We start from the raw sequence: 25,064 nt of genomic DNA, 5'->3' as shown, positions 1-25,064 counted from the left end.
CCTATAATGTCTCTATTTCCCGAACGATCTATATTTCCTGTGCGTCGGTGCAATAGTTCTACCCTACCGGTCTATCGCGTCACCCCTGCTCAAAAAGGCGGTCGCCCAAGCGTAAGATCTTTCAGCTACCATAATAAGAAGAATAAAACAACAGAAAGATGACGTCAAGATTACAAATTTGTAATCTATTCGTCACGTCCTGGAAATGGGCTAACCTTCGAACTCTAGTTTTAAGTTGACCTGTGACCAGGACACAGGTCAACCATACCGATATTGATAGTTGAACCTATGTCTTTAACGCAGGACCTTGACGTGGATCAATATGAGAGCTAACACCCAAGGTTACCCTGTTTACATTGCTGACGAAAGGGATGTGACCCTATGCGTGTTAACCAACTGGCTAATGAGACTGGGGTAAGTGTAGATACTGTTCGCTACTACACCCGTATTGGATTTCTGAAACCTACGAAGAACCCGTCCAATGGCTACAAGGAGTACTGTGCCAAGGAAAAGCGTCGAATGAGGTTTATCCTCAGCGCCAGACAACTCGGCTTTTCGGTGAGCGATATCGCCGAAATCCTGGAAACCGCTGATCAAGGTGAATCCCCCTGTCCTCTCGCTAGGGGGCTTATACAGAAGCGTCTGGAGGAGAACGAGAAAGGCTTCCAAGATAGTCAGCGACTACGGCAACGTATGTACTCCGCAGTCAGGGATTGGGAAACAAAACCGGACCGGGCGCCAACAGGCAACATGATCTGTCATCTGATCGAGGAGTTCAGTGAGAGCGGGGAGGATAAACGTTCAGTGTGACACAATCATTGAATATCTAAAGCTTATTGACACAAACAGAGGCACAAGCGCATGCATGTAGGAACCTGGGGTCTGGCAATTATCGTCACGGTTGTTGTCTCATGGCTGATGTACCGATATCTAGCTCCGGCCAGCTGGAAAGAATGGACGCGCGCTGGCGTGCTGCAGGCCTTTATTATCGCCTTCTACGCTGAAATGTACGGGTTTCCTTTAACGATCTACTTTCTAACCCGATTCTTCGGCCTCGATCTGGCATGGAACGAAGGCGGCAACCTCTGGGCGCAATTGTTCGGCACTCCTACCGCGCACGTCATAGCCATGCTGCTCGGCTATAGCCTGGTATTCGTAGGAGCAACTCTGGTCGCGGAGGGCTGGCGCCGGATCCATCAAGCGCGGCGCCGTGAGACTCTAATGACCGATGGCATTTACGCGATTGTTCGCCACCCCCAATACACTGGCCTCTTTCTCATCGTGTTCGGTGAAGGGGTTGTGCACTGGCCGACGATTGTCTCGCTGATCGCCTTCCCAGTAATTGTCCTAGCCTACACGCTACTGGCTCTGAAAGAAGAGCGGCAGATGCTGGAACAGTTTGGTGATGAATATCGGGCTTATCGACAGCACGTCCCGATGTTCATTCCCCGCCTCAATAAGTTGCAGCAGCAGGAGTTTTGAATGAGCTTAGAATTCACAACCATTATTAGTGGCATTGTTCTTCTGGTGGTTTTTGCGCTGGTGGGCTGGAACCTACGAAGAAAGCGTTCGCAATCTGAAAAAACAGGGGAAAAGAATGAACATTGACTCAAAACATTCGAGCGCCGTGGCTAAGCTGACTGTGCCGGGCATGGGATCGGACCATTGTGCGGGTATTGTAAAGACCTCACTACAGCGTCTTGACAGTGTCGGGGACATTAAAACGAATATCGCTAATCACCGTGTAGAAGCCACCTACGACCCCTCGACGGTGGACCTGGACGATCTCCGCAAAGCTGTGGAAAACGCCGGCTACGACGTCGCCGCCGCCAACACTTCGGGGGCGGGAAAGAAGGCCCAGCTTATCGTGCCGGGCATGGGCTCCGACCACTGCGCGGGCATTGTGCGTGAATCGCTCCAGCGGCTAGAGGGCATTGAGAGCATCAATACCAATATCGCCAACCACAAGGTTCACGTCGTAATGGCCGACAATGGACCGAGTGTTGAGCAGCTTAAACAGGCGGTTGAAAAAGCCGGCTACGATGTCGCTCAAGCCTCCTCCGAAGCAGCGGAAGATGAAGCGGAAAAGGATGCCGATATCGAAGACGCCTACTTGAATCAGGCTTTGAAACGCCTTTGGATCGCCGGGATACCGACAACACTGATCATGGTGTTGATGATCCCGCACATGTTCTGGAAACCGATCCCCGGCTATCTTTTGATTGTGGCCCTGTTGGCGTTTCCGGTGGTTTTTCTATATGGCGGCGCAGCCACTCACAAGTCCACCTGGCGCTCGCTCACCAACCGCACCTTCAACATGGATGTACTGATTTCCATGGGCAGCGTTCCGCCCTACCTGATCGGCCTGGCAGGCTTTTTCGTCACCATGACGTCATTCATTGAAATGGCCGCCACCATCATGACCTTTCACCTATTGGGGCGCTATCTTGAGGCCAAAGCCAAGGGCCGTGCATCTCAGGCGATCCGAAAATTATTAACCTTGGGCGCCAAGACCGCACGGGTCGAACGCGATGGCCAGGAGCAGGAAGTTCCCGTCAAGGAACTGCAACCGGGCGACATCATGGTGATCCGCCCCGGTGACAAGGTGCCGACGGATGGCGAAGTGGTAGAAGGCGAGAGCCATCTGGATGAATCGATTGCCACCGGCGAGTCGGTTCCAGTGTATAAATCTCCGGGCGATACCGTCATTGGCGCGACCATCAATAAAGAGGGACGTTTACGGGTCAAGGCCACCAAGGTGGGCGGCGATACCTTTTTGTCCCAGGTGATCAAACTGGTAGAACAGGCCCAAGGCTCGCGAGTGCCCATTCAGGAATTCGCCGACCGCATGACGGGGCGTTTTGTGCCCATCGTCATTCTGATTGCCCTGGCAAGCTTTGCGGTGTGGTTTGTTGCCGCCGACAGCCTGCGCCCCATACTTGCATGGGGCGCGGATTTTCTGCCCTGGGTTGATCAAACGGCGACCACCCCAGTACTGGCTATTCTCGCCGCCATTGCGGTTCTGGTTATCGCCTGCCCCTGCGCTTTGGGCTTGGCAACGCCTACCGCGCTGATGGTGGGCTCGGGTATTGGGGCCGAGCGAGGCATTCTGATTCGCTCCGGCGAGGCTATTCAAACCTTCAAAGACGTCAAGGTGATGGTGCTTGATAAAACCGGCACTATCACACGGGGCGAGCCCAAACTGACTGAAGTGGTTACGGCCAACAATGTCACAGAACAACAACTGCTGCAGTGGGCCGCGACGGTGGAAAATGCCTCTGAGCACCCCATTGCCCGCGCCATTGTCGAAGGCGCCCGCGAGCGTCAGGTGAGCCCGGGGGAGGTCAAAGAATTTCGTTCCACTGGCGCGCGCGGCGTTTCCGGCAGAGTCGATGATACGATGGTACTGATTGGCAACCGCAAACTGCTGAACGAAGAAGGAATAAGCGGTCTAGAGGCCTTGGACCAAGAATTGGACAATCTGGAGGGACGCGGGCGCACCGCCGTACTGGTCGCGGTTGATGGGCAAGCGTGTGGCATTGTCGCGGTGGCGGATACCATCAAGGGGGAGTCGGTAGCCGCGATTCGCGGCATGCATGACTTGGGCTTGCATGTGGTGATGATCACCGGCGACAACGAACGTGCGGCGCGCGCTGTTGCCGAGGAGGTGGGTATCGACGAAGTGCAGGCCGGGGTACTTCCGGAAGGCAAGGTGGATGCAATTCGTCAGCTGCAGAAAAAGCATGGCAATCATGTCGCCATGGTCGGCGATGGCATCAATGATGCGCCAGCGCTGAAACAGGCAAACGTGGGTATTGCCATAGGTGCCGGCGCTGATGTGGCCATTGAGGCGGCCGATGTGACTCTGGTTCGCGGTGAGCTGACCGGTGTAGTGGAAGCCATGCACCTCTCCCGAGCCACCTTTGGGAAAATTGTTCAGAACCTGATTTGGGCGAGTGCCTACAATGTGGCCGCCATACCCATCGCCGCCGTCGGGTTACTGCACCCCATGATCGGCGTAATTGCCATGACCGTGAGCTCGTTATCAGTCATCGGCAATTCAATTCTTCTTAAGCGAGTGAAGCTGAGTGTCGATAAATGACTCGATTTCACACCGATAGAGACCGCTACCTCGGCACAGGAGAAACCTAATGGCTAACAAACCCGGTTACTGGAACAGTCTTCACGGATTTGCGACGATCTTGTTGGTTGGCGCAGCGCTTTACTTTCTATTTGTAGAGCACGGAGCGCACGTCTTTCCGTTTCTCCCCTACCTGATCATTCTCCTCTGTCCGTTAATGCACCTTTTTATGCATAAGGGGCACGGTCACGGAGAAAGCGGGCATGGCGAACACAACCACCAGGACACGGAGCAAGCTTACCGCCGCGGCCTGGAAGAAGGCCGAAAGGAGGCTGACAGAAAATGAAGCATAAAGAGCATCGCCTGGGAGTTTCGGAAGTTAACTTGGTGACCCGTCACCTCGGGCTTAAGCGACCCATCAATACCGAGAAACTGACCGAAGCCATTGCGGAAATCGATCAGCTCTATGGCTTGGATGATATCGCCTTTGTCGAGACATCCGACCGGCTCGATTTCTCCTATGACGCATCGCGGCTATGCCTCCAGTGTGTGGAGGACATCCTTATCAAGTTCGGCATTCCAATCAAGCAGGATTGGTGGACGCGCTTCAAAGAGGAGTATTACCTGTTCGTCGACCAAAACGTTAAAGACAACGCCCAACATGAACCCTGGAGTTGCCACCGAGTACCTCCGCACAATCGAAAATAGAGACGCCATTAAAAGGGCCCTTGATGACCGAAGAGCATTACCTACTGAAACCGCGCCGACTGGGTATCGATAGCCATCAAGAGCTGGTGGTCTATATGCGCAATGATTGCCACGTCTGCCACTCGGAAGGATTCAATGCTCAAAGCCGAGTACAAGTCAACATTGGCGAGCGAAGCGTTTTGGCTAGTCTCAACGTCATACATGGAGACTGGCTTGCGCCGGATGAATTCGGGCTGTCGGAATCCGCTTGGCACACCCTTGCCCCCCAGCCTGGCGAACTCGCCGGTTTTGTTCACGCTCCTACGGTAGAATCCATGAGTTCGGTGCGCGCCAAGATCTATGGAGAACCACTGGAAGACACACAGCTTGACGCCATCATATCGGACATCTGCAAAGGGTTTTATACCGACGTGGAGCTGGCCACCTTCCTGACCGCGTGCGCCAGTCGTGGATTAAACCGGACCGAGACCGCCGGCTTGACTCGGGCCATGATAAACGCGGGGGAACGCCTTGATTGGCATCGCGATATGGTCGTGGACAAGCACTGCGTCGGTGGCCTGCCCGGCAACAGAACCACGCCTATTGTGGTAGCGATGGTGGCTGCAGAGGGTTTGATCATGCCGAAGACCTCCTCGCGGGCGATCACCTCGCCGGCAGGCACCGCCGACACAATGGAAACCTTAGCGCCGGTCGCCCTTTCCATTGACGACATGCAGCGCGTCGTGGAGCAGGAAGGCGGCTGCATCGCCTGGGGCGGTGCCGTCTCCTTGAGCCCTGCCGATGACATTCTGATTCGTATCGAACGAGCGATCGATCTCGACAGCGAGGGACAACTTGTTGCATCGGTGCTGTCCAAGAAAGCCGCCGCTGGTGCAACCCATGTCGTGCTCGACCTTCCGGTCGGTCCCACAGCCAAGGTCCGCAGTGAAGAGGACGCCCAGCGTTTAGCAACGCTGCTGCGCGAGACCGCGGAAGTGATCGGGCTGACTGTTCGGACGGTCATCACCGACGGTCGTCAGCCAGTCGGACGAGGCATAGGTCCTGCCCTGGAGGCCCGAGATGTTCTCGCGGTGCTACAAAACAAGGAGGGCGCATCTGCGGACCTCAGGGATCGGTCTATCCAACTGGCCGGTGCGATTTTCGAGCTTGCCGGGCTTGTCGAAGAAGGCAGCGGCGTCAATCTGGCCGCGCAGTCCCTAGCCAGTGGTCGGGCCTGGCAAAAATTTCGAGCTATTTGCGAAGCCCAGGGCGGCATGCGCTCACTGCCGGTGGCGGCTCAGACTCAGCCGGTGCCAGCAAGTCGTCATGGCTTTATTACCGCCATCGACAACCGTCTACTGGCACGCATAGCCAAGCTCGCCGGCGCGCCAGCCACCCCAGCTTCGGGACTCGACTTACATGTACGCCTCGGCGACTGGGTCGAGGCCGGCCAACCTCTGTTTACCTTGCATGCCGAGTCCGCAGGAGAGCTTGCCTACGCGCTGGAGTACTTACGCAGTCGTCCCGACGTTATTTCTATCTCTGAATATCCGTCATAAGGCCTTCTCAATTCGCGCCCAATACCGCTCATTGATTTTAAAAAAGGACCAGGCATGACAATCCGTTGGAATATGTTATTCAACCTTCATAGCAACAATGAACTTGCTCTAACCCTTTGCGGGTCGCTGGATCTTCGCGAGGGTCAGTTCGACATGCGCCACTTCCCCGATGGCGAAAGCTATGTGCGGGTGCTGGATGAGGTTAAAGACCTCAATGTGGTGGTGCTGGCGGACCTTTATCAACCTGATCACCGAACCCTGCCTTTACTCCTGCTGGCCGAAACACTCAGGGACCTCGGTGCCAAGGAGATTCTGCTGGTGGCGCCCTACCTTCCGTACATGCGCCAGGACAAGCGCTTTCACGGCGGGGAGGGTGTGACATCGCGTTACTTCGCGCAATTGTTGTCCCGCTACTTTTCAGCGCTGGTCACCGTTGATCCTCACCTGCACCGCTACCATAATTTGTCGGAAATCTACGGTATTCCCACCCAGGTCGCTCACGCAGCGCCAGTAATTGCGGAGTGGATCGCCACCATCGTCGACAATCCGGTGTTGATCGGCCCCGACAGCGAGAGCGAGCAATGGGTCACTGCGGTGGCAAAGCAGGCAGGTGTGCCCTTTACCGTATTGAGTAAAACCCGACGTGGCGACCGTGAGGTCGAGATCAGTGTGCCTCACCTTGAGCAATGGCTGAATCACACTCCGGTACTGGTCGATGACATTATCTCCAGCGGCCATACCATGCTGGAAACCATGGCTCACCTTAATCGCCTTGGGCTGCCGAAAGTGGTCTGCATCGGCGTTCACGGAATCTTTGCGGAAGGAGCCGATATGGAGCTAATTGAAAAATCAGCTCGACTGGTCAGTTGTAATACGATCTCACATCCCAGCAACGCCATCAATATCGGAGGCCTTCTGGCCACCAGTATCCGCGAGTTGGCTTGATTCGCTATGAAGACTCAATCAAAAGCCGCGAACGTTGCTTGGATGGTGGTAGTTGTACTGCTCTGGGCCATCTGTTTTCCTTTCATCGTGACGGGGCTGCCGGACGCTCCCCCCTTGCTGTTTGCTGCCTTGCGCGCTTTTCTTGCGGGAGGGCTGCTCTTCGCGGTTCACTTGGTTCAGCGGCGGCGCGAGCCTTACCCTTTTAGCCCCCGAGACCTGGGGCTGTTGAGCTTAATCGGATTGTCCTATACAGCGATGGGATTTGGCGGAATGTTTCTAGCAGCAGGACACCTATCACCGGGACTGGCAACTGTCCTGGCAAGTACTCAGCCCCTGATTGCCGCAGCGATCGCCGCCGCTTGGCTCGGAGAAACGTTGAAGACCAAGGGCATAGCCGGACTTGTCATAGGTTTTTTGGGCGTCACCTTGCTTTCTTGGTCCGGATTCGACAATAACAATGCCGGTTATCTATGGGGAATTACCTGGGTTCTTGTGGGCGCCATCGGAATAGCCATCGGCAACATTTTATTAAAGAAGCGTGCCGGGGGATCAGTTGCCGCACCCATGGCCGTCCAGTTATTAATAGGCGGCGGAATACTCTTGCTTGCATCCGCGGTGGGCGGCGAACAGTGGGAAATTCGGTGGACATTTCGGTTCACCGGTTCCCTGCTCATTCTATCCGCTCTGGCGACAGCCGCCATGATGTATTTATGGTTCGCCCTGCTGGCCCGCGCACCCTTAAACCGATTGAACGTCTTCAGCTTTCTAACCCCGGCACTTGGGTTGCTAATTGGATTTATATTCTTTGAAGAGCGACTCCAACCCGTCCAAATTCTTGGAATAATTGTTGTCATTGTCGGTATAGCCATGATGCAAGGGAGAGGTGCCGTGGCAGTGGCAGCCGCCGACGAGAGCGCAACACCGCCTTAGTCGCTAGAGTCCTGCCTCCTTACTATACAGATGGAGTGGAAAACCCCGTAACAGGAGTAAAATGTGATAGAACGAATGCGCCAAGAAGCACCCACCAGCCGATTATCCGTAGTCTTGCCGGAACTCCCCCTGGCGGGATTTGGTTTTTTGACAAACTTTTTATGGGAGATGCTTCAAGTACCCTGGTTCATGGGTATGGCGAATTCGTCTCACGGCTCAGTGGTTTGGCTGTGTATACAGGCTACCGGCGGCGATGTGCTGATTCTACTGGCCAGCTTCTGGTTTTCCTCAATAGTCTTTGGACACCGTCGATGGCTCCTCGAGGGAAAACGAAAGCCTGCTATCACCCTTCTGGTTGCGGCACTTCTCGTGACCATCGTCATGGAATGGCTGGCGACTGGCCCGCTAGAGCGGTGGACATACGCAGACTCAATGCCGGTCATACCGCTGTTAGGCGTGGGGCTAGCTCCACTTCTGCAGTGGATTATTCTCCCGCCACTGATAATGTGGCTGTCGCACAGACATATGCTTGGCTGCATGGCAATTCGATCCAGTCGTGCGGTTTAGCTGCATAAGAGCACTGGCTCTCTGCGCCGGCACAAGCGCTTACGCCGGTCAAAAACTGAGCAGACAAAATCGCCGACACAAGGTTGTTTAAGGCAAAGAATTCAGAATTTCTATAACGAGAAGAGGAAACGAGCCATGAACCAATCTACCGCAGTGAATACCAGTTTGCGGACTATTCCGCTAGGCAACACCCTGTCAGTTCTGTTAGTAATCAGCTATCTGCTGTGCGTAGGCTTTGGCCTGCTCGCCCCGGCGCAGATGCGTATGTACGAAGCTTGGGCGCCTTTATTGCCCGGCTTCGAATGGCTTACGTGGTCGGGATTTTTAATTGGATTAGTTGAAGCCTATTTGTACGGTTGGTACATCGCGGCTCTGTTTGTGTCTTTGTATCGCTGGTTCTCAAAAGAGAGACAATGATTATTTTTAATGGATCCTACGTCGAAACGGGTAGAAACGTGAGAACTGTCTGGTGAGCTATTTATGAACCGATTAACAACTTTCCTGAAGAGACACCTCGGTGATGTCGGGGTGGTTTTCTACACCTCACTACTCATTATTACCGCCTTTGTCGTCACCTCTGCCCTTCAGCCGGAAACTGTTGAAGCAATCGCCCAGAAAGTCCTCGATGCAACCGCCAAAAATGTTGGTTGGATGTACTTGATGGCAACCACCGGCTTTGTACTATTTATCTTTTTCCTGGCGTTCTCCAGGTTCGGAAACCTCCGCCTGGGCCAGGAGAACGAGTTGCCGGAGTTCTCCTTCACCAGCTGGCTGGCCATGATTTTCTCGGGGGGCATGGGCGTTGGACTGGTGTTCTGGGGCGTGGCGGAACCCATCATGCACTTGAACGTTCCGCCCCTGGGCCTTGCCGAGCCGCGCAGCGTAGAGGCGGCGCAGCTGGGCATGCGTTACTCGTTCTTTCACTGGGGTTTTCACCAATGGGCCAACTTTACCCTTGTGGGTCTGGCTATCGCTTATGTCCGTTTTCGCCACAATAGCTATGGTTTGATCAGCGAAACATTCCGCCCCCTGTTGGGAGAGCGAGTAGACCGCGGTTGGGGAAAAGCCATCGATATTCTGGCGGTAGTATCCACCTTGTTCGGGGTTGCAACGACTCTGGGGCTTGGCGCGCTGCAGGTCAATAGCGGCCTCTCCCGGCTGGGTGTAATGGATTACTCGACCACATCGCAGTTTATGATCCTGGGAGGGCTTGCAACGCTTTTTACCATATCGGCCATGACGCCACTCGACAAGGGCATACGCCATCTCAGTAACGCCAACCTTGTAATCGCGAGCGGCCTCCTGCTCTTCGTCCTGGTCACGGGACCCACGGCCTTTATTTTTGGTGAGCTCACCCAAACGCTTGGCGAGTATCTCGGAAACCTCATCGAAATGAGCCTGGTAACCGCCCCCCACTCCGACGAAAAGTGGGTGGAGCAGTGGACCATGTTTTACTGGGCATGGGGGTTAAGCTGGGCGCCCTTCGTGGGGAGTTTTATCGCCCGAATATCAAGGGGAAGAACCATTCGGGAGTTCGTCATGGGGGTAATGGTCATTCCCGTCGCCTTGAGCATGCTGTGGTTCTCAACCTTTGGTGGTTCCGCCATCCATTTCGAACTGTTTGAAGGCGTCGGTATCGCCGATGCCGTGGCAGAAGAAGTTCCATCCGGTCTTTACGTACTTTTAGATCAACTGCCTTGGGGTGGGGTCGCCGCTGTTCTGGCGGTCATACTGGTCTCGATGTTTGTGGTCACCTCTGCGGACTCAGCCACCTTCGTACTGGGCATGTTCACCTCCAAGGGTGTACTAACGCCAACACGCTTTGTTCGAGTGCTCTGGGGCTGCTTGCAGCTGTTAATGGCCTCCGTGCTCTTGCTGAGCGGCGGGCTGAACGGGCTCCGCACTCTTTCCATTGTCGCCGCATTTCCTTTTATGTTGCTGATGGTCCTAATGGCTTTCTCTCTTCATAAAGACCTTGCGACAGACATTAGGCGCCGCGAAGAGAAAAACGCAATGATGCATGCCCGCATGGAGCAATGGCTGCTGAGAGAGTCTGAGCGGGAAGCGGAGCGTCAGGAAGAAGAGGAACTCCATCCAAGCGCCCCCGAGCAATGTCCGGGATTGAGTCGGACGGGACAATCGACCCAGATAGAAGAGACGTAGCTGGTGAACCAACAAGGGGCCAAGTTACCCTGGCCGACGCCCTTTCCTGGGCTTACGGTACCGGACGATGAAATGCCCAATTGAGAAAGTGCGGACTGAAAAACCACTCGTTACCAAATCCACCGCTTCATCAAGCGGTTTCCATGGCCCAAGTACAGCGCATTTTGCTACAATCCCGAGAACTTTCGTAAACCTACGATCATTTGGTATGACCTGTGCACCCAACTAATGAAACTTCACAGCAGGCAGAGGCAAAAAGACTCAACCAAAGTTGTTCCTGCGTCACTCTCGATCGGCCAGCGGTAGCTCAGGATATCGCCCATCAACTGGGTGAAGGCGCCGAGGATATTTTGTCCAGCGAGGCCTGGCATCAACTTTTCTCCAACGTTGCTGTCTTTGTTCCCGACCAAGATCTGGCCAAGATGCAGGCCTTGGTTCGCGCATTGGAAGCGGCCGCTGCGCTCTCCGACTATCGAGAGAAGGTGTTGTCCTGGGCACCATCGACAGCACGGCTCGACCCCGGTCCCGCTGGTGCCTTTATGGGCTATGACTTCCATCTTGGCGACGATGGACCACGTCTAATCGAGATTAACACCAATGCCGGAGGTGCGTTTCTCAATGCGATTCTTGTCCGTGCCCAAAAACGATGCTGTGGCGGTGCGACCAATGAACTCTGGACCGAGGACTTTGACCGCGAGGTGATCCGTCAGTTCGAAAGCGAATGGCGCGCCCAGCGCGGCAGCAGACGCCTGGAGACAATCGCGATCGTCGATGATCAGCCAGAGGAACAGTACCTCTATCCGGAATTCAGGCTCGCTCAGAGGTTGCTGCAGAGGGGCGGAATCGAGACCCACATTCTGTCCCCCAAAGATTTTCAGCTTAATAACGGAGTGCTGTACGGCAACGGCAAACGAATCGATCTGGTGTACAATCGGTTGGTGGACTTCGGACTCGAAGCCCCCGGTCACGCCACCTTACGCGCGGCCTGGTCGGAGGGAGGCGCTGTTATAACCCCCAACCCCCACATTCACGCACTGTTCGCGAACAAACGCAATTTGGCTGTTCTGTCAGATCAAACGACCTTGAGGGAGTGGGGCCTGAGCGCTGAGAACGCCGAATTGCTTCGCCAAAGTATTCCGCGCACCCAGTTAGTCGATGCCGCCAATGGCGAAGAACTCTGGCGGCAGCGACGGCAATTGTTTTTCAAACCTGTAGCGGGTCATGGCAGCAAAGGAGTTTACAAAGGCAGCAAACTCACAAAAAGCGCCTTTGCCCGAATTCTAGAAAGCGACTACATCGCGCAGACCTATGTGCCACCTTCAGAACGCCTGGTGATGGTCGATGACGAGAGGGAAATGCTCAAGGTCGACGTACGTCTATATACCTATCGCGGCGAGCTGCTGTTGGCGGCGGCGCGCTTGTATCGGGGCCAGACCACCAATTTTCGCACCCCAGGTGGTGGCTTTGCACCAGTTCTCCTCAAGCAAACCTAGCGGGAGACATTTCCGCCCGCCAAGAAGTACCGGGCCGGCAGCGGCCTCCGCGCGCTGACTCCAGCAAAAACGGATAGCCCTATTTTACTTACATGTCATCCATGCGCCCTATCTGCCGTACCAAGCGCTTGGTTTCATGCTCTTCCATATCCAGCAATGACTGCACCAGTTCTGTGACCTCGGGTATTTCTGCCTTTTCGATAAGCGTTCGGTAAAGACTGATGATTTGTTCGTGGAAATCGACCACTTCCGTCTCTATTGAAGTGGCATCCATTTTGGCGTAGTGATCGTCGCAATCCAGGTGGGTGGTAATAGGATTGTGCGGCATGTAATCGTACACATAAGTGCGAGCTGCCCTGGGATCAGCCTGCTGTTCAAACCCTGCCACTATTTTCTCTATTTCCGCTTCGTGCGAGGCCAGATACTCAAGCAGCAGAGAAGCGCGTTCATTTTGATGAAGCGGAGCGCAATGAGACAGGCACTTTGCCAGGCTCCCGTGCAACTTTCGGCTCCATTCAATCAGGTCAAAAATAGTTTCAACTTTCATGCTAAACCTCTTGTCTGAATTTAAAAATACGTCGCTTAAAACGTCAGCGACCATGGTACTAGGAATGCCATTACGTCATCGGAACCACAAGGAAGAACTGCGCAGCCAACCCGATGATGACCGTGCCTGAAAGCGCGGTTATCGCCACCATGCTCAGCCAATATTCGGGGGCATTCGGAGCCGCCTCCCCTTGCCGGTACATGGGTACAATAATGCGCAAATACACCGCCAGCGAAAGCACACTATTGACAATCCCCACCACCGCCAGCCACGTGAATTGGGCATCTATGACAGCCGCAAAAATCAGGAACTTGCCCACGAAACCAGCAAGTGGCGGAATGCCGACCAACGACAGCAGAAATAGCACCATTGCGATCCCCATTAATGGCCTGTTGCGCCCCAGGCCATTGAAATCGGTCAAGGTGCGTCCGACCATAGCAACAATGGCGAAGGCACCCAGGTTCATGGCCGCGTAGGCGGCGGCGAATAGAATGATCGATGGCAAGGCAAGCGAGCTTGAGCCCACGGCCAAAATGCCCAGCAGGAAGTAACCGGACTGCGCAATTGATGAGTAAGCCAACAGCCGAACGACATTATCCTGCGCCAATGCGGCGAGGTAGCCGTACGTCATACTCAGTACCGCCAGCCCCGCAATAACTGCGGGCCAACCGCTCTCCATGGGCAGGTCTCGAAGCACTTGGGTTAGCGCGAACAGAGCGCCCACTTTGGGCACCACAGACAGGTAGGCGGCTATCGATAAGGGCCCGCCTTGATAAGCGTCTGGCACCCAGAAATGAAACGGAACCAATGACGCCTTATAGCCGAGGCCGACAATCGCCGTCACCAGGCCGAGGATGGCGGCTAGCGGCATGGCGTCGGCGCGCGCGAGATCAGAGAGCAGCGTGGAGCCAGCGGCGCCGAACCAGTAACTCAAGCCAAAGACCATCACCGCGCCGGTAACCGAGCCGAATACAAAGTATTTCATGGCGGCTTCGGTGGCCGGGTCATCGTCCGGGTAGGCCACCAGCGCGAAGCTGGCCAGGCTGGTCAACAAGACGCCCAGCACTAGAAACATCATATCGCCGCTTCCGGCCAGAACGAGTGCACCAAAAGTGGCAAAGCACAGCAAGCTGTAGACCGTGCCCTCACGAACGGTGCCTCGCACATCCACGCGCGCCAGCAACAGGGAAAGCACGGTGGCGGGCAACAGGATAAGTTTGGCCCAAATACTGAGCGTGTCGATTCGGAAGCTGCCCCCGAACACGGCGGCGTCGGTGCCCAGCATACTCAAGGTCAAGCCCGTGGCGATGAACAGGCCCACGATGGCAACCGCCAAGGCAACGCGCGGCCAGCGCAGCATTTCCGCAATCAGTGCACCGACCGCCGTTAACAGAACGGCTATTTCGGGAATTAGTAACGCAAGGTCATGACCCATTACAGCACCAACGCCGAGGTCGTCCGATGAATGATGTCCAGCACCCAGGACGGCGCCACCCCGGTAACTAGGGTAAGCACCAGCAGTGGCGCCACGGCGAGCAGTTCCCGCACGCTCAGGTCGGGCATGCTATGCCAGCGTTGCTGGGGCTCGCCAAGGAAGGTTTCGCGGATTGCCTTGAGAAAAGTGCCGGCAATGATCGCGATGCCCAGTATCGCGACAACAGCGGCGGGCACAGTGCCCAGAGTGCTGAGAAATATCTGGAACTCGGCCGGAAAGTGCGCCAGACCAGGCAGACCAAGGGACGCGAAGGCTGCCAGCATAAATGACCAGCCCAGCAGCGGAACCGTTTTAAGTAGGCCACCGAATTCACCCATTTCCCGAGTATGCGCACGCTCCTGAATCATGCCCACCAGGAAGAACAATGCACCGGTCACCAGGCCGTGACTGAACATCTGCAGGACGGCGCCATCGAGGGCGGTGGCACGCACTGAGGGGTCTAGGGTCAGTGCGGCCACGGCGACGCCGATGATCACATAGCCCATGTGGTTGATCGAGGTATAGGCCACCAGGCGCTTGAGATCGGTCTGCGCCAGAGCGGCGAAGGCGCCATAGAGCGCGCCGATGACACCGAAAACCAAAACAACGACGCCGGCTTCGCGGAACGCCTCCGGAGTCATTTGTAGGGCGAAGCGAACCAGCCCATAGGTTCCAAATTTCAGCATGATGCCGGCCAGGATGACACTGCCGATAGTCGGCGCCTGAACGTGGGCGGCAGGTAACCAAGTGTGCAGCGGTACGGCGGGGATCTTGACCGCGAAAGTAACCAGCATGGCGACCAACGCCCACATGGCCGCGGCCCCTTCAAGCGGTGGATTAGCGATCCAGGCGCGCATGTCGAAGCTGGGATCGGGACTGCCGAGGTAAAGCCCCAGGATGGCGAGCAATAACGGCAGGCTGCCCAGAAGCGTGTAGATAAAGAACATCAGAGCCGCCCGCTGCCGGTCCTCATGCCCCCAGCCGGCAATCATGAAATACATCGACACTAGGGAGACTTCGAAGAACACATAGAACAGAATTCCGTCGAGGGCGGTAAAGGTGCCGATAGCCGCAGTTTCCAGAAGTAGAACCAAAGCCACGTAGGCGCGCGGGCGCTCGCGCAGCGACGAAGCATAGATGAACGCCACCAAAAACAGCATGGCACTCAGCAGCACTAAGGGCAGGCTGATACCATCCACCCCGACCCGGTAGGCGGCACCGATGGCCGGAATCCATTCGAGCTCTTCGACTTGGGAAAAGCCCGCGCCACTCACTCCCTCCAGCCACATGGCCAGCGCGCCGACCAGAGTTAAACCGGCGGTGCCAATACCAATGCTGTGTACGGTTCGCGCCGTTGGCCTCGGAAGGGCCAGAATCAGGACGGCACCGGCGAGCGGCAAAAACAGAGTAAGTGATACAACTGGTAGCATGAGTATGGCTGTCCTCTAGAAACTCAATGAAGCCGAAAGCAGTATGATCAGTGTTACGGCGGTAACCACGGCGCTGATAGCCAGACTGTGGTGAATCCAACCGCTTTGCAGGGAGCGGGCACGGTCTCCCCAGCCTCGCACGCCGGCCACCAGGGAGAAGATCAGGCCGTCGATTCGGCGCTCATCTCCTACCCGAACCAAATGCGCCACGGCCAAGCTGGCACGGCCAGTACCCAACACCACCGCATACAAACCTCGTTCCACGCGCCCGCAACCTCGAGCAATGAAGAGGCCGCCACGGCCGACACTCAGGACGGTCGCGTATAGGCCACGCTCCAGTCGCTGACAGCCGTAGGCAAGAGCCATGGCTGGCCGCCCAATCCAGAAGGTGAGCCCTCCGGCGATGACCAGCCCCGATTGTGCCCAGGGGTGGAAAGGGCCAAGCAGGCGCGGGGCCGGTACCAGCCAGCCCAGCGCCAGACCGGCCGCTGCCGCGAGAAGTCCGAACAGCATGGCAGTAGTGCCATGGGCTTCAGGACCGGGTAAACCCAACAAGGCTTCAATGGGACCGAAGGTCAGACCCAGGAAGACGGCTGGGATTACCAGGACCCATACTCCTAGCCCCATCCAGCAGGCACCGGCGACCGGACGGCTTTCGCTCTCGCCCTCCTCGCGCTCACGCCATAGCAGCCGCAGCGTGCGAGCCAGGTAGGCGCCAGTCAGCAGCGTGCCCACCAGTGCCAGAGGAGCGAGCCAGGCGACATTTGGCGCGGAGAGTGCGGCGGCGATCACCGCGTCCTTTGAGAAGAAGCCACTCAGCGGTGGAGCACCCACCAGGGCCATCGCTGCCAATGCGAAGCCGAGGAAAGTCCAGGGCCGGACGCGCCCTACACCCCGCAAGCGCTCCAGAGCCGTGCCGCCACGCGCATGCTGAAATTCACCGGCCGCTAAAAACAGACCGCTCTTGATGGCGGCATGGGCGAGCAGATGCAGCAACGCCGCCAGCGGCACACCGGCGCCGACCGCAATCAGCATCAGACCATACTGACTGGCGGTTGAGGCTGCCAGCAGGCGCTTGAGGTCACGTTCAGCCAGCGCAATCAGGCCCGCCGCCACGGTAGTAATACCGCCCACCAGCCCAATAGCGAGCAAAACGTTCGGCGCCAGCAGCGGCGCTACGCGGATCAGTAAAATGGCGCCAGCTGCCACCAGTGTCGCCGAATGCAACAACGCCGACACCGGTGTTGGCCCCGCCATGGCGCGCATAAGCCAATCCTGCAAGGGGACCTGGGCGGACTTGCCCATGGCGGCCAGCAGCAACAAAAGCCCGGCCGCCACGGCGGTGCCTCCGTCGACATTCAGGGTGGCGGCGATCTGGCTGGTGCCTGCCGCCCCGATGAGGATAAATATAGAGATGTACAGACCAAGGTCGGCGCTGCGGGTGTAGAGAAAGGCACGGCTCGCGGCGTTCGCCGCTTCGGGTCGCTGAAACCAGAAACCGATCAGCAGGTAACTGCACAACCCGATCAGCTCCCAGGCGACGAGCACCAGAATCCAGTCGCCGGCCAGCACCAGGGCCTGCATGGCGGCAACAAACAGGGACATGAGGGCAAAAAATCGGGGTAAACCGGACTCCCGCTTCATATAGCCCACCGAATAAATCAGTACGCAAGTCGCCACGGCGGCCACCACCACACTGAACAGCGCGGCTAACGGCTCGGCGGTCAACCGCAAGGGCAGCTCCGGTAAGCCCGGTAACAGCAGGGTTGCGGAGTCACCACTTGCGATCGCCCTCAAAAGCTTAAGGCTTGCCGCCAGGCTAAGTGCGACCCCGGCCAACGCCAAAATAGCCGCTCCCCGGCGCAGCAGCAGAATGGCAGCGGCCGCAAGCAAAGGGAACACTATGGGAAAGACCAGGTCACTCATCCTTTCAGGTCTCCTGCCTCTTCCATCTCGACCGAGCCCTTGGCCCGGAAGCGTGCAATTGCGACGCCGAAACCGACGGCCATCTCCACTGCCATAACCGTCATCACCACCAGCACAAACATCTGTCCGGCGTAGACCTCCGGATGCAGAAAGCGCCAAAAGGCCACCAGGTTCACCAGCGCGCCCGCCAGAATCAGCTCCACGCCCATCATTATCATGACCAGATTAGTCTGCGAGAGCGCGCCATAGATACCGACACCAAAGAGAATGGCGCCGGTCAGAAGTGCCAGGATCAGTACCGGAGTCATTTTGAAGCCTCCTGTTCTTTATCACCGTTTCCCTTGTCGAGCTTTCCTGTGTCGACGCCGGGCTGGCGCACCGGAATCGCTACTGCCGTAGCCGCGATCATTGCGGTCAGGATGGTGATGGCGGCGGTCTCGAAAACCAGCATAGAGCGACCCAACATTTCAAAACCGAGTTCCCGCGTTTGCATTGCGGCATCCGGCGCCTCGGCGACTATCGGTCCCCAATCAGAGAACAGCGCTACCGAGATGGCGGTGGCGGCGGCAATGGCTCCGGCGCCAATCGAAAAGCGCTTCTGGTGGCTCATATCCATCCCGCCAAGCCCACCGGGGTCCATCATGAACATCACCATGAAGATGGCCATGATGCTCATTTCGGTGGCCATCATCATAATCTGCAGCACGCCCAGGAATTCGGCCTGCATGGCCAGAAACATGCAGCCCACGGCGGCCTGCGAAAACAGCAGCGCCAATGCAGAACGCACCATAGACGCAGTACGGAACACCGCCACACCGAAACCAATGGCTGCCAGCCCGAATACGCCGACAAAAAAAGCCTGAACAACCATTAAGGCACCACCAGGATGAGCAATCCGACTATCAAGATATTGAGCAATGCCAGAGGGATCCCGAGCTTCCAGCACCAGCCCAGCAGATCCGCCTCGCGAATACGAGGTAAATAAAAGCCGACCAACAACATCGATACGGCTACCGCCAGAGTCTTGATCAGGCTCCAGGCCCAGGGCGGCAAAAGCGGCCCCTGCCAGCCACCGAGAAAAAACACCGTGGTCGCGGCAGACAGGGTGATTACCATCACCAACCGTGCCAGCCGCAACACTGCCAGGCGCACGCCGGTGTATTCGGCGTCGACCCCGCCGGCCAACTCACCGGGTGCGGTAGGCAGGTCGAAGGGTGAGCGGAACGCCAACGCGATAGCGGCGATGAAAAACAACACAAAGCCCAGCGGTTGGTAAACTATGTTCCATAAACCGGCCTGAGACTCGACGATGGCACTGTTTAGCAGGGACTCAGCGCGCATGGCGGTCGCCGTAATGGGCATGACGATAAGCATGGAGTAGGCGATAAGCTGGCCGAGAAAGCGCCAGCCACCGACCATCGCGTAGGCGCCATTCGGGCCCCAACCCGCCATAATCAGCGATACCAACACATAGGCAAGCACCGCGTTAAGAAACAAGGCGCCGGTGGCCAGATCAGCGATGACCAGATCCGGCGCCAGCGGAAGCACGGCAGCACCGAGCACCGCTACCACCAGCAACAACACTGGCGCGGTCTCGAAAAACAACCGGTCGGGTTTGCGCGCCAGGATGGACTCCCGGCCCAGGTGCGACAGGCCCGCCAGCAGCGGCGCAACCGGTCGCAGGCGGCCGGTCGTTAGCCAGGCCTCAATCACAGCCAGTAACCAAGCGCCAACCAGCAAGGTGAGCAACACTAAGGCGACAGTCATGAGGTCACCTCCCAGGGCGAGAGATCCAGTGACCCGACCGCCACCAGGGCATCGCCCAGCTCCTGGCCCTCGACCAAATCGGCGACCAAGCCGATATGTTGGCTGCAGGCGCTATCCAGCTCGACCGATACCACCTGCCCTCGCTCCTGCGTTAGTCGCAATGTGGCGCGGCCACGCGGCGTTTCCACGGTCGCCTCTCCCGTTCCGGAAGGGTTGTCGATGGCGCGCAGCTTGGGGAGCTCAGGGTCTCCGGCCACCTCCACGAGGTCGAGACTGGTCATGATCTCAACATGCCGCTGCCGGAGACGCGCCCAGGCGTCCCCGGCGCTCTCAGCGCGCATTTCGAAACCCAGCTCGCGATACATCGCATCCGCCTGGCGGGCGTCTTCGGTTCGGCCGGAGGCGCGGGCCACCGTGCCTCGTAGATCCTGGGAGCCGTGGGGCAAAGCTCCGATGCCTTTCAAGCGCGCTATGAGGAGGGGCGTATGCTCGAGCCGTGCAATGAGCGACTGCAGCGCCGGTCGCAGGGCGACAAGCTGCTCCCGGTCGGCGCGCTGGGTTTCCAATTGCAAAGCCGCCGCACGACGCGTTAACCAGACAAAGCTGAGCTGGCGCCCCAACTGAGCCAGCCAGCCCAGGTGGCTGGCGATGCGCTCGCGCTCAAGAGCGGCCGCCCGGCCCCGCTCGACGGCCGGATCTGGCTCCAGACCGGCCGCCTGCTCGATAGCGCGACAGGCCAAGAGGCGATAACTTACCGGTGCCAACGGCATAGCCGCCGCCAGGCGCTCGATGAAGGTTTCGACCGCCACCTCTTCAGATGACGTGTTCATAGCTACCAGAGATGTTGCTTGGCCCTCGGTCACCCCATCGCCGTCGAGCGTCAAGGTTAGCTTCAATCCGCCCGGCAAACCGGGAAAGCAGGGGCCGAAGGGCACCTCAAGCCAGTCCATTGCCAAACCATCGGCACTGCGGGGCAGGTCTTTGGTAACCTCGACCATGGACATGAATCCGGAACTGTCGTGGTCGTGGTCGTGGTCGTGGTCGTGGTCGTGGTCGTGGTCAGAATGATCATGCCCGTCATGGTCGTGCCCGGAATGGTCATGGTGGTGCTCGTGATCGTGCTCCGACACATCTTCCTTCACGCTCTCGTCTTCTCCGGGCTTATGCGGTTCTAGATCCATGCCGCATTTGGGGCACCTGCCCGGCTCGCTTCTGACTACTTCTGGATGCATGGGACAGATATATTCAGTGCCGGATGGTTCTTGAGCCGGTTCCTGTTGGTGACCGTGATCCTGGCCCTGATGATCCTCATGCTCATGGCAATGAGCATGCTCGTGATCGTCGTCGCCCTGATGCTGTTCGTGGTCATGAGCGTGTTTATGATTCTGGTGATGGCCGTGATGGCGCTCATGACTTTGTCCATGATCATTGTGGTGAGCATGGTGATGATCGTGTCCCTCGCTCTCATGCTTATGATCATGATGATGTTCGTGGTGCTCGTGGCCGCGGTTCTCGTCGTGTTCCCCGGCATCAGAGTCGCCGCCGGCTTCGCGCGCCACCAAGTCCATGCCGCATTTGGGACAGCTACCTGGTTCGTCTTCCACCACTTCTGGGTGCATGGGGCAGACGTATTCGGTTTTGGTTTGCAGGATTGATGAGTCAAAATCGTCGGGCGAGGCGGCGAAGGCGCCTTCGGCCAGCAACCGCTGCAGCCGAGTGGCCGCCTCCATCAGTTCGGTTTGTGAGAGATCCGCAGAAACGTCAGCTTGAGGTAAAGACGAAGGTGCTGACCCACCGAGCACTAGAATAGCTCGCGGCCTAGGCATCTGGGCATAGAGCACTGCTGTGGCCTCATCCAACTTCTGAGATAGCTCACCGACAATCAGAAGCACAGTGGCATCGCGCGGCGTGGCGGCGATGCGCATGTCTGCGGCCGCCAGGTCCAGCCCATGCGCCAGGGCCACTTCCGGCCCAGGGACTACCAGGCAGCTCAAATTGCGCGCCAGAGCCTGCCCAACCCACCTTCGCAGGATAGATGGACGCCCTTTGCGTGCGCCGGCAAGTGTCGTTGCGGCCTCAGACATCACTGCCGCCTCAGAGCGCCCTGGCTCCATCCGTAAAGCAGCCCGAGAAAGAGAATCGCAAGAAACACGCCCATATCAAGTAAAGCAACCAGCCCTACCTCCTTGAACACAACCGCCCAAGGGTACATGTAGGCCATCTCCATATCGAACGCCAAGAACAGCAACGCATAACCGTAATAGCGCGCATGATAACGTCCCCAGACCGGATCGCGTGACAGCACCCCCGCACTCGCCGGCACATCCTTTCCCGGCTCCTGCCGTGTCGCCCCCAAACTACGAGCCAAGCCATAAAGGCTCAACACCGTACCCAGGACACCCAGGGCTAACCCCAGCAGCAATGAGTATTGTTGTGTAGCGCTCATAACGTCTAACTTCTCAAGTTTACTCTGGCACAGGTTCGTGAGATCTAACTCTCTATTGCACAAAAAATATGGAACCCCGTTCAACGAATGGTTCGACGAAGATCAGTTTCAAGTCTAGACACCCTTGCCGGAAGCGCAAACTATCCCTCTACTCACGCGGTCAGAACCTCCGCCTTCTACTGAGTTTTAACAAGTAGATTCGACTACGGCACGTCCTTGAAGTCGCGAATATGCAACAGATCTTCTACCGGGAGAACGGCCACAAACCCGTCGCTGTCGAGCCCCTTGTGGACCGTCCGGGCAATGGTTTTCACTATTTTTCCGCCCGACCCTCTTCCTCGAATATCTCGGCGCGAACCCAGTCAGCCATAGTGTCCTCTGCATAGTAGTTCCGGTACTCGCCGAAACCGCGTACCTTGGAAACCGTCAAGCCGGACACGCCAATTGCTTTCAGCGCGCCCTCGACTTTTTCAAGTTCTAACGAGGAAAATATTGCCGTTACTTTGCAAAATTTCGTATTCATCATAACTCCACTACATCAAGGAAATTGAGCGACGAGCAACTCAGATCATCCCTTCTTCCAGTAGTTAAACATTCGAAGCTAAACTGCAGTCAAAAACGGTACACACTTCTATTTTCTACGCCTCTTCAAAACTCAGTCGCCACGTTTGTTACATGGCCAATCCGCAAACGCCAGAAAATAGAGAAAGGCAAGATTAACGAGTGGAATCAATATCAAAACGCCCAAAATTCCCGGATACCCAACACGCTGGCAAATACGCCACGTCGGTATCACAACAATAATGGCAACAACCAGCATCCATAACCAGTGGCCCGCGCCCATGGTGTTTCCTAACATGTTACCTTCAATCATATTCGAAGCTCCATTTCAATTGGTTAATTCAGTGGTGATGAGAATGAGTGTGCTCTCCAGTCGGCGGCTCTACCCCCGACGTTTTTTTAAGAAATACCTGCTCGCCAACCGCAATTAGGACCATCGCCACTACGGCCACGCCGATCACGAACGGATCCGTATTCAGTTTGACCCAGACAAAACCTCCGAGCGCCAGTAAATCGAGAGCAATGGCTGTAACGGGTACCCACGCTTTGGCCTTGATGTCCTCACGCAAGTAGCGAAGCACGCCCCAGTGAATGGCGATATCCATTATCAAGTAGAACACAATTCCCAGAGCGGCAATCCGAGACAGATCAAAAAATGCGGTCAGAAACAAGCCCAAAACGACAGTATAGACCAGAGTGTGCTTCTGGATACTCCCAGGCATACCAAAATGATTGTGTGGGACCAGCTTCATTTCAGTCAGCATGGCCAGCATTCGTGAGACCGCAAAAATGCTGGCTAGAATGCCGCCCGCAGTAGCCATCATTGCTATGGCCACCGTGAACCAGACCCCATAGTTTCCCAGTGCTGGGCGCGCGGCAGCGGCCAGGGAATAATCCCGCGTCTCGATGATTTCGGCCAATGAAAGGTTGCTCGCAACAGCGAAACCAACGAGTGTGTAGATCACGACGCAAGCAGCGATAGAAATCACAATGGCACGACCGACATTACGCTTAGGATTTTTCACCTCAGAGCCGCTATTGGTAATGGTCGTAAAGCCTTTAAACGCCAATATCCCCAGAGCCGTAGCCCCCAGGAAGTTGCCTACGGTTCCCACCTCTCCGGGGCTTGAGAAGTCCACGGAAAGCCTGTCCGCAACCCAGATTCCCATCAGCCCGAAAATGACGATGCCACCAATTTTCAAAACACCGATAAAAGAAGCTACGCCCTGGATCAGCCTATTACTGGAAAGGTTAATCAGAAAGGCTGCAAGAATAAGTGATACGCCCAAAATAGGCACCATCATACCGCTCTCATCTCCACCGAAGAGCTGCATGGTGTAGGAACCAAAAGTGCGGGCAAGAAAGCTCTGAGCGATCACCATGGAAAAATACATCAGCAGAGCATTGAACGCTGTTGGCAAGCGATTGCCATAGGCCTTGTGCAAATACATGCCAATGCCACCGGCGGACGGGTAGGCATTGGAAATCTTGATGTACGAATAGGCGCTGAAGCTGACGATGACGGCGGCGGCCAGGAACGCCAACGGGAAAAGGACGCCGGTCATCTGCGCCATCTGCCCGGTAAGCGCAAAGATACCGGCGCCAATCATGACACCGGTACCCAGCATGACCGTACCCGATAATGTCAAACTTCCTTCCTGATAACGCGTTGTTCTGTCATCGTCCTTAGCCATAAAGCCTCCGGGCTGTTAAGTTGGTTTATCTACTCTATGAAATCAGAACCAAAAGCGAGCGCCAATGACGAGGCCGGTTTCGGAGTCGTCTCCGCCTCCGGCACGTATCTGGTCAGCCTTGTCCCCCAGAGGGCGGCTCCAATAGGCACCAATGTAGGGAGCAAATTCTCTGGACAGTTCGTACCGATAGCGTAATCCCACACGAATATCATTCAATCCGGTGGGGCGATCGTACGCTTCAGCATCGGTCAATGCGGCGGCAACTTCCAAACGCGGCTGCAGGTAGGACACCTGGGTCAGGCGCAGGTCGTATTCGGCCTCAATGGTCGCGGCGATGTCGCCATCCTCATTCACCGTAATGGAGTTATCCATCTCAAACCGATAGGGGGCCACACCGAACAGGCTGAACACCAGGTAGTTCTCGCGCTCCGCCCCCGACGCCAACGACCCCCGGGTACCAATACCCCCCTGTAGCTCCCAGAACGGGGCAATCAGACGACTGGCCAGCACCTCCGCGCTCTCCAGCTCAGTGGGCTCGCCATCATCCTTCTGGTTTTCGCCTTCGCTCTTGAAATAGATTCGATTTCTGTCGCTACCGTACCAGGCCAGCATATCCCAGACGAGCACGTCTTCGTCGTTGTCGGTGCGGCTGACCTCCAGCCGATCAAACAGAATCTGGCCGGTCCGATAGGATTTGACAGGCTCGGGCCAGTCGTCTTCGGCGTGGCCCGCCCACACCGGACCGCACACTCCTGCCAGCACCAGAGTCATAATGACTTTCAATTTTCTCATGA

At 56.6% G+C, this 25,064-nt stretch carries 25 protein-coding genes; 12 read left to right on the top strand and 13 right to left on the bottom strand.

What is annotated here, in order from left to right; genetic code table 11:
* The first annotated feature begins 381 nt into the window (after positions 1–381).
* The 12 genes from OOT55_RS17265 (at position 382) to OOT55_RS17210 (ending at position 12,425) form a co-directional block, all read left to right on the top strand.
* Positions 382–810 carry a MerR family transcriptional regulator gene (locus OOT55_RS17265; protein WP_265367061.1) on the top strand — a complete coding sequence of 143 codons (429 nt, stop codon included), beginning with the start codon at positions 382–384 and terminating at the stop codon, positions 808–810.
* Positions 811–861: 51 nt separating this feature from the next.
* Positions 862–1,482 carry a methyltransferase family protein gene (locus tag OOT55_RS17260; RefSeq protein WP_265367060.1) on the top strand — a complete coding sequence of 207 codons (621 nt, stop codon included), beginning with the start codon at positions 862–864 and terminating at the stop codon, positions 1,480–1,482.
* The gene (locus OOT55_RS17255; RefSeq protein WP_265367059.1) at positions 1,483–1,608 is read left to right on the top strand and encodes a hypothetical protein; all 126 of its coding nucleotides are present in this window, start codon (positions 1,483–1,485) and stop codon (positions 1,606–1,608) included.
* Entirely contained in the window at positions 1,598–4,102 is a 2,505-nt protein-coding gene (locus tag OOT55_RS17250; protein ID WP_265367058.1) for a heavy metal translocating P-type ATPase, read from the top strand. The genes OOT55_RS17255 and OOT55_RS17250 overlap by 11 nt, the downstream gene beginning before the upstream one ends.
* Positions 4,103–4,151: 49 nt before the next feature.
* Positions 4,152–4,427 carry a DUF2933 domain-containing protein gene (locus tag OOT55_RS17245; protein ID WP_008930133.1) on the top strand — a complete coding sequence of 92 codons (276 nt, stop codon included), beginning with the start codon at positions 4,152–4,154 and terminating at the stop codon, positions 4,425–4,427.
* Complete coding sequence (locus OOT55_RS17240; protein WP_008930132.1) at positions 4,424–4,789, top strand: hypothetical protein; 366 nt, start codon at positions 4,424–4,426, stop codon at positions 4,787–4,789. Before OOT55_RS17245 ends, OOT55_RS17240 begins: the two co-directional genes overlap by 4 nt.
* A gap of 23 nt (positions 4,790–4,812) precedes the next feature.
* Positions 4,813–6,327, top strand: coding sequence for a thymidine phosphorylase family protein (locus OOT55_RS17235; protein WP_265367057.1), 1,515 nt, complete (start codon positions 4,813–4,815; stop codon positions 6,325–6,327).
* Positions 6,328–6,381: 54 nt separating this feature from the next.
* Positions 6,382–7,272 carry a ribose-phosphate pyrophosphokinase gene (locus tag OOT55_RS17230; protein WP_322113818.1) on the top strand — a complete coding sequence of 297 codons (891 nt, stop codon included), beginning with the start codon at positions 6,382–6,384 and terminating at the stop codon, positions 7,270–7,272.
* Between the two features lie 6 nt (positions 7,273–7,278).
* Complete coding sequence (locus OOT55_RS17225; RefSeq protein ID WP_265367056.1) at positions 7,279–8,202, top strand: DMT family transporter; 924 nt, start codon at positions 7,279–7,281, stop codon at positions 8,200–8,202.
* Positions 8,203–8,904: 702 nt separating this feature from the next.
* Positions 8,905–9,186 carry a DUF5676 family membrane protein gene (locus OOT55_RS17220; protein WP_089034384.1) on the top strand — a complete coding sequence of 94 codons (282 nt, stop codon included), beginning with the start codon at positions 8,905–8,907 and terminating at the stop codon, positions 9,184–9,186.
* Positions 9,187–9,249: 63 nt separating this feature from the next.
* Positions 9,250–10,932, top strand: coding sequence for a BCCT family transporter (locus OOT55_RS17215; protein WP_265367055.1), 1,683 nt, complete (start codon positions 9,250–9,252; stop codon positions 10,930–10,932).
* A 215-nt stretch (positions 10,933–11,147) separates the two neighbouring features.
* Positions 11,148–12,425, top strand: a complete 1,278-nt coding sequence (locus tag OOT55_RS17210) for a hypothetical protein (RefSeq protein ID WP_265367054.1) — start codon at positions 11,148–11,150, stop codon at positions 12,423–12,425.
* 88 nt (positions 12,426–12,513) lie between these two features.
* Here OOT55_RS17210 and OOT55_RS17205 read toward each other — a convergent pair whose 3' ends face one another.
* The 13 genes from OOT55_RS17205 to OOT55_RS17140 form a co-directional block, all read right to left on the bottom strand.
* Positions 12,514–12,972, bottom strand: a complete 459-nt coding sequence (locus OOT55_RS17205) for an ATPase (RefSeq protein ID WP_265367053.1) — start codon at positions 12,970–12,972, stop codon at positions 12,514–12,516.
* A gap of 70 nt (positions 12,973–13,042) precedes the next feature.
* Positions 13,043–14,407 carry an NADH-quinone oxidoreductase subunit N gene (locus OOT55_RS17200; RefSeq protein ID WP_265367052.1) on the bottom strand — a complete coding sequence of 455 codons (1,365 nt, stop codon included), beginning with the start codon at positions 14,405–14,407 and terminating at the stop codon, positions 13,043–13,045.
* Positions 14,407–15,876: a complex I subunit 4 family protein gene (locus OOT55_RS17195; RefSeq protein WP_062816629.1), complete on the bottom strand. Its 1,470-nt coding sequence runs from the start codon at positions 15,874–15,876 to the stop codon at positions 14,407–14,409. Before OOT55_RS17195 ends, OOT55_RS17200 begins: the two co-directional genes overlap by 1 nt.
* A gap of 15 nt (positions 15,877–15,891) precedes the next feature.
* The gene (locus OOT55_RS17190) at positions 15,892–17,802 is read right to left on the bottom strand and encodes an NADH-quinone oxidoreductase subunit L (RefSeq protein WP_265367051.1); all 1,911 of its coding nucleotides are present in this window, start codon (positions 17,800–17,802) and stop codon (positions 15,892–15,894) included.
* Positions 17,799–18,110, bottom strand: a complete 312-nt coding sequence (gene nuoK, locus OOT55_RS17185; protein WP_008930119.1) for an NADH-quinone oxidoreductase subunit NuoK — start codon at positions 18,108–18,110, stop codon at positions 17,799–17,801. The genes OOT55_RS17190 and nuoK overlap by 4 nt, the downstream gene beginning before the upstream one ends.
* Positions 18,107–18,673: an NADH-quinone oxidoreductase subunit J gene (locus OOT55_RS17180; RefSeq protein ID WP_008930118.1), complete on the bottom strand. Its 567-nt coding sequence runs from the start codon at positions 18,671–18,673 to the stop codon at positions 18,107–18,109. Before OOT55_RS17180 ends, nuoK begins: the two co-directional genes overlap by 4 nt.
* Positions 18,673–19,569: a complex I subunit 1/NuoH family protein gene (locus OOT55_RS17175; protein WP_008930117.1), complete on the bottom strand. Its 897-nt coding sequence runs from the start codon at positions 19,567–19,569 to the stop codon at positions 18,673–18,675. The genes OOT55_RS17180 and OOT55_RS17175 overlap by 1 nt, the downstream gene beginning before the upstream one ends.
* A complete protein-coding gene (locus tag OOT55_RS17170; RefSeq protein ID WP_416141009.1) occupies positions 19,566–21,188 on the bottom strand; it encodes a heavy metal-binding domain-containing protein in 1,623 nt (540 codons plus the stop codon). The genes OOT55_RS17175 and OOT55_RS17170 overlap by 4 nt, the downstream gene beginning before the upstream one ends.
* Positions 21,189–21,652: 464 nt before the next feature.
* Positions 21,653–22,015 (bottom strand): NADH-quinone oxidoreductase subunit A, encoded by a 363-nt coding sequence (locus OOT55_RS17160; RefSeq protein WP_062816625.1) that lies wholly within the window; start codon positions 22,013–22,015, stop codon positions 21,653–21,655.
* A 313-nt stretch (positions 22,016–22,328) separates the two neighbouring features.
* A complete protein-coding gene (locus tag OOT55_RS17155) occupies positions 22,329–22,538 on the bottom strand; it encodes a P-II family nitrogen regulator (protein ID WP_265367049.1) in 210 nt (69 codons plus the stop codon).
* A 132-nt stretch (positions 22,539–22,670) separates the two neighbouring features.
* Positions 22,671–22,889: a hypothetical protein gene (locus tag OOT55_RS17150; protein WP_062816623.1), complete on the bottom strand. Its 219-nt coding sequence runs from the start codon at positions 22,887–22,889 to the stop codon at positions 22,671–22,673.
* A gap of 28 nt (positions 22,890–22,917) precedes the next feature.
* Positions 22,918–24,270, bottom strand: coding sequence for an APC family permease (locus tag OOT55_RS17145; RefSeq protein WP_265367048.1), 1,353 nt, complete (start codon positions 24,268–24,270; stop codon positions 22,918–22,920).
* 42 nt (positions 24,271–24,312) lie between these two features.
* Positions 24,313–25,062, bottom strand: coding sequence for a copper resistance protein B (locus OOT55_RS17140; protein WP_265367047.1), 750 nt, complete (start codon positions 25,060–25,062; stop codon positions 24,313–24,315).
* Between the last annotated feature and the right edge of the window lie 2 nt (positions 25,063–25,064).

The organism is Marinimicrobium sp. C6131, from assembly GCF_026153455.1.
Classification (GTDB): domain Bacteria; phylum Pseudomonadota; class Gammaproteobacteria; order Pseudomonadales; family Cellvibrionaceae; genus Marinimicrobium.
This window is presented reverse-complemented; position numbering and strand designations above follow the sequence as displayed.

Coding starts and splice junctions, on each gene's coding strand:
- OOT55_RS17240 (WP_008930132.1), top strand. CDS start 4,424: ATGAAGCATAAAGAGCATCGCCTGGGAGTTTCGGAAGTTAACTTGGTG.
- OOT55_RS17145 (WP_265367048.1), bottom strand. CDS start 24,270: ATGGCTAAGGACGATGACAGAACAACGCGTTATCAGGAAGGAAGTTTG.
- OOT55_RS17230 (WP_322113818.1), top strand. CDS start 6,382: ATGACAATCCGTTGGAATATGTTATTCAACCTTCATAGCAACAATGAA.
- OOT55_RS17180 (WP_008930118.1), bottom strand. CDS start 18,673: ATGGTTGTTCAGGCTTTTTTTGTCGGCGTATTCGGGCTGGCAGCCATT.
- OOT55_RS17195 (WP_062816629.1), bottom strand. CDS start 15,876: ATGCTACCAGTTGTATCACTTACTCTGTTTTTGCCGCTCGCCGGTGCC.
- OOT55_RS17190 (WP_265367051.1), bottom strand. CDS start 17,802: ATGAGTGACCTGGTCTTTCCCATAGTGTTCCCTTTGCTTGCGGCCGCT.
- OOT55_RS17155 (WP_265367049.1), bottom strand. CDS start 22,538: ATGAATACGAAATTTTGCAAAGTAACGGCAATATTTTCCTCGTTAGAA.
- OOT55_RS17175 (WP_008930117.1), bottom strand. CDS start 19,569: ATGACTGTCGCCTTAGTGTTGCTCACCTTGCTGGTTGGCGCTTGGTTA.
- OOT55_RS17220 (WP_089034384.1), top strand. CDS start 8,905: ATGAACCAATCTACCGCAGTGAATACCAGTTTGCGGACTATTCCGCTA.
- OOT55_RS17160 (WP_062816625.1), bottom strand. CDS start 22,015: ATGAGCGCTACACAACAATACTCATTGCTGCTGGGGTTAGCCCTGGGT.
- OOT55_RS17215 (WP_265367055.1), top strand. CDS start 9,250: ATGAACCGATTAACAACTTTCCTGAAGAGACACCTCGGTGATGTCGGG.
- OOT55_RS17245 (WP_008930133.1), top strand. CDS start 4,152: ATGGCTAACAAACCCGGTTACTGGAACAGTCTTCACGGATTTGCGACG.
- OOT55_RS17205 (WP_265367053.1), bottom strand. CDS start 12,972: ATGAAAGTTGAAACTATTTTTGACCTGATTGAATGGAGCCGAAAGTTG.
- OOT55_RS17140 (WP_265367047.1), bottom strand. CDS start 25,062: ATGAGAAAATTGAAAGTCATTATGACTCTGGTGCTGGCAGGAGTGTGC.
- OOT55_RS17200 (WP_265367052.1), bottom strand. CDS start 14,407: ATGGGTCATGACCTTGCGTTACTAATTCCCGAAATAGCCGTTCTGTTA.
- OOT55_RS17225 (WP_265367056.1), top strand. CDS start 7,279: ATGAAGACTCAATCAAAAGCCGCGAACGTTGCTTGGATGGTGGTAGTT.
- OOT55_RS17250 (WP_265367058.1), top strand. CDS start 1,598: ATGAACATTGACTCAAAACATTCGAGCGCCGTGGCTAAGCTGACTGTG.
- OOT55_RS17255 (WP_265367059.1), top strand. CDS start 1,483: ATGAGCTTAGAATTCACAACCATTATTAGTGGCATTGTTCTTCTGGTG.
- OOT55_RS17235 (WP_265367057.1), top strand. CDS start 4,813: ATGACCGAAGAGCATTACCTACTGAAACCGCGCCGACTGGGTATCGAT.
- OOT55_RS17170 (WP_416141009.1), bottom strand. CDS start 21,188: ATGCACCCAGAAGTGGTGGAAGACGAACCAGGTAGCTGTCCCAAATGC.
- OOT55_RS17260 (WP_265367060.1), top strand. CDS start 862: ATGCATGTAGGAACCTGGGGTCTGGCAATTATCGTCACGGTTGTTGTC.
- nuoK (WP_008930119.1), bottom strand. CDS start 18,110: ATGACTCCGGTACTGATCCTGGCACTTCTGACCGGCGCCATTCTCTTT.
- OOT55_RS17265 (WP_265367061.1), top strand. CDS start 382: ATGCGTGTTAACCAACTGGCTAATGAGACTGGGGTAAGTGTAGATACT.
- OOT55_RS17150 (WP_062816623.1), bottom strand. CDS start 22,889: ATGATTGAAGGTAACATGTTAGGAAACACCATGGGCGCGGGCCACTGG.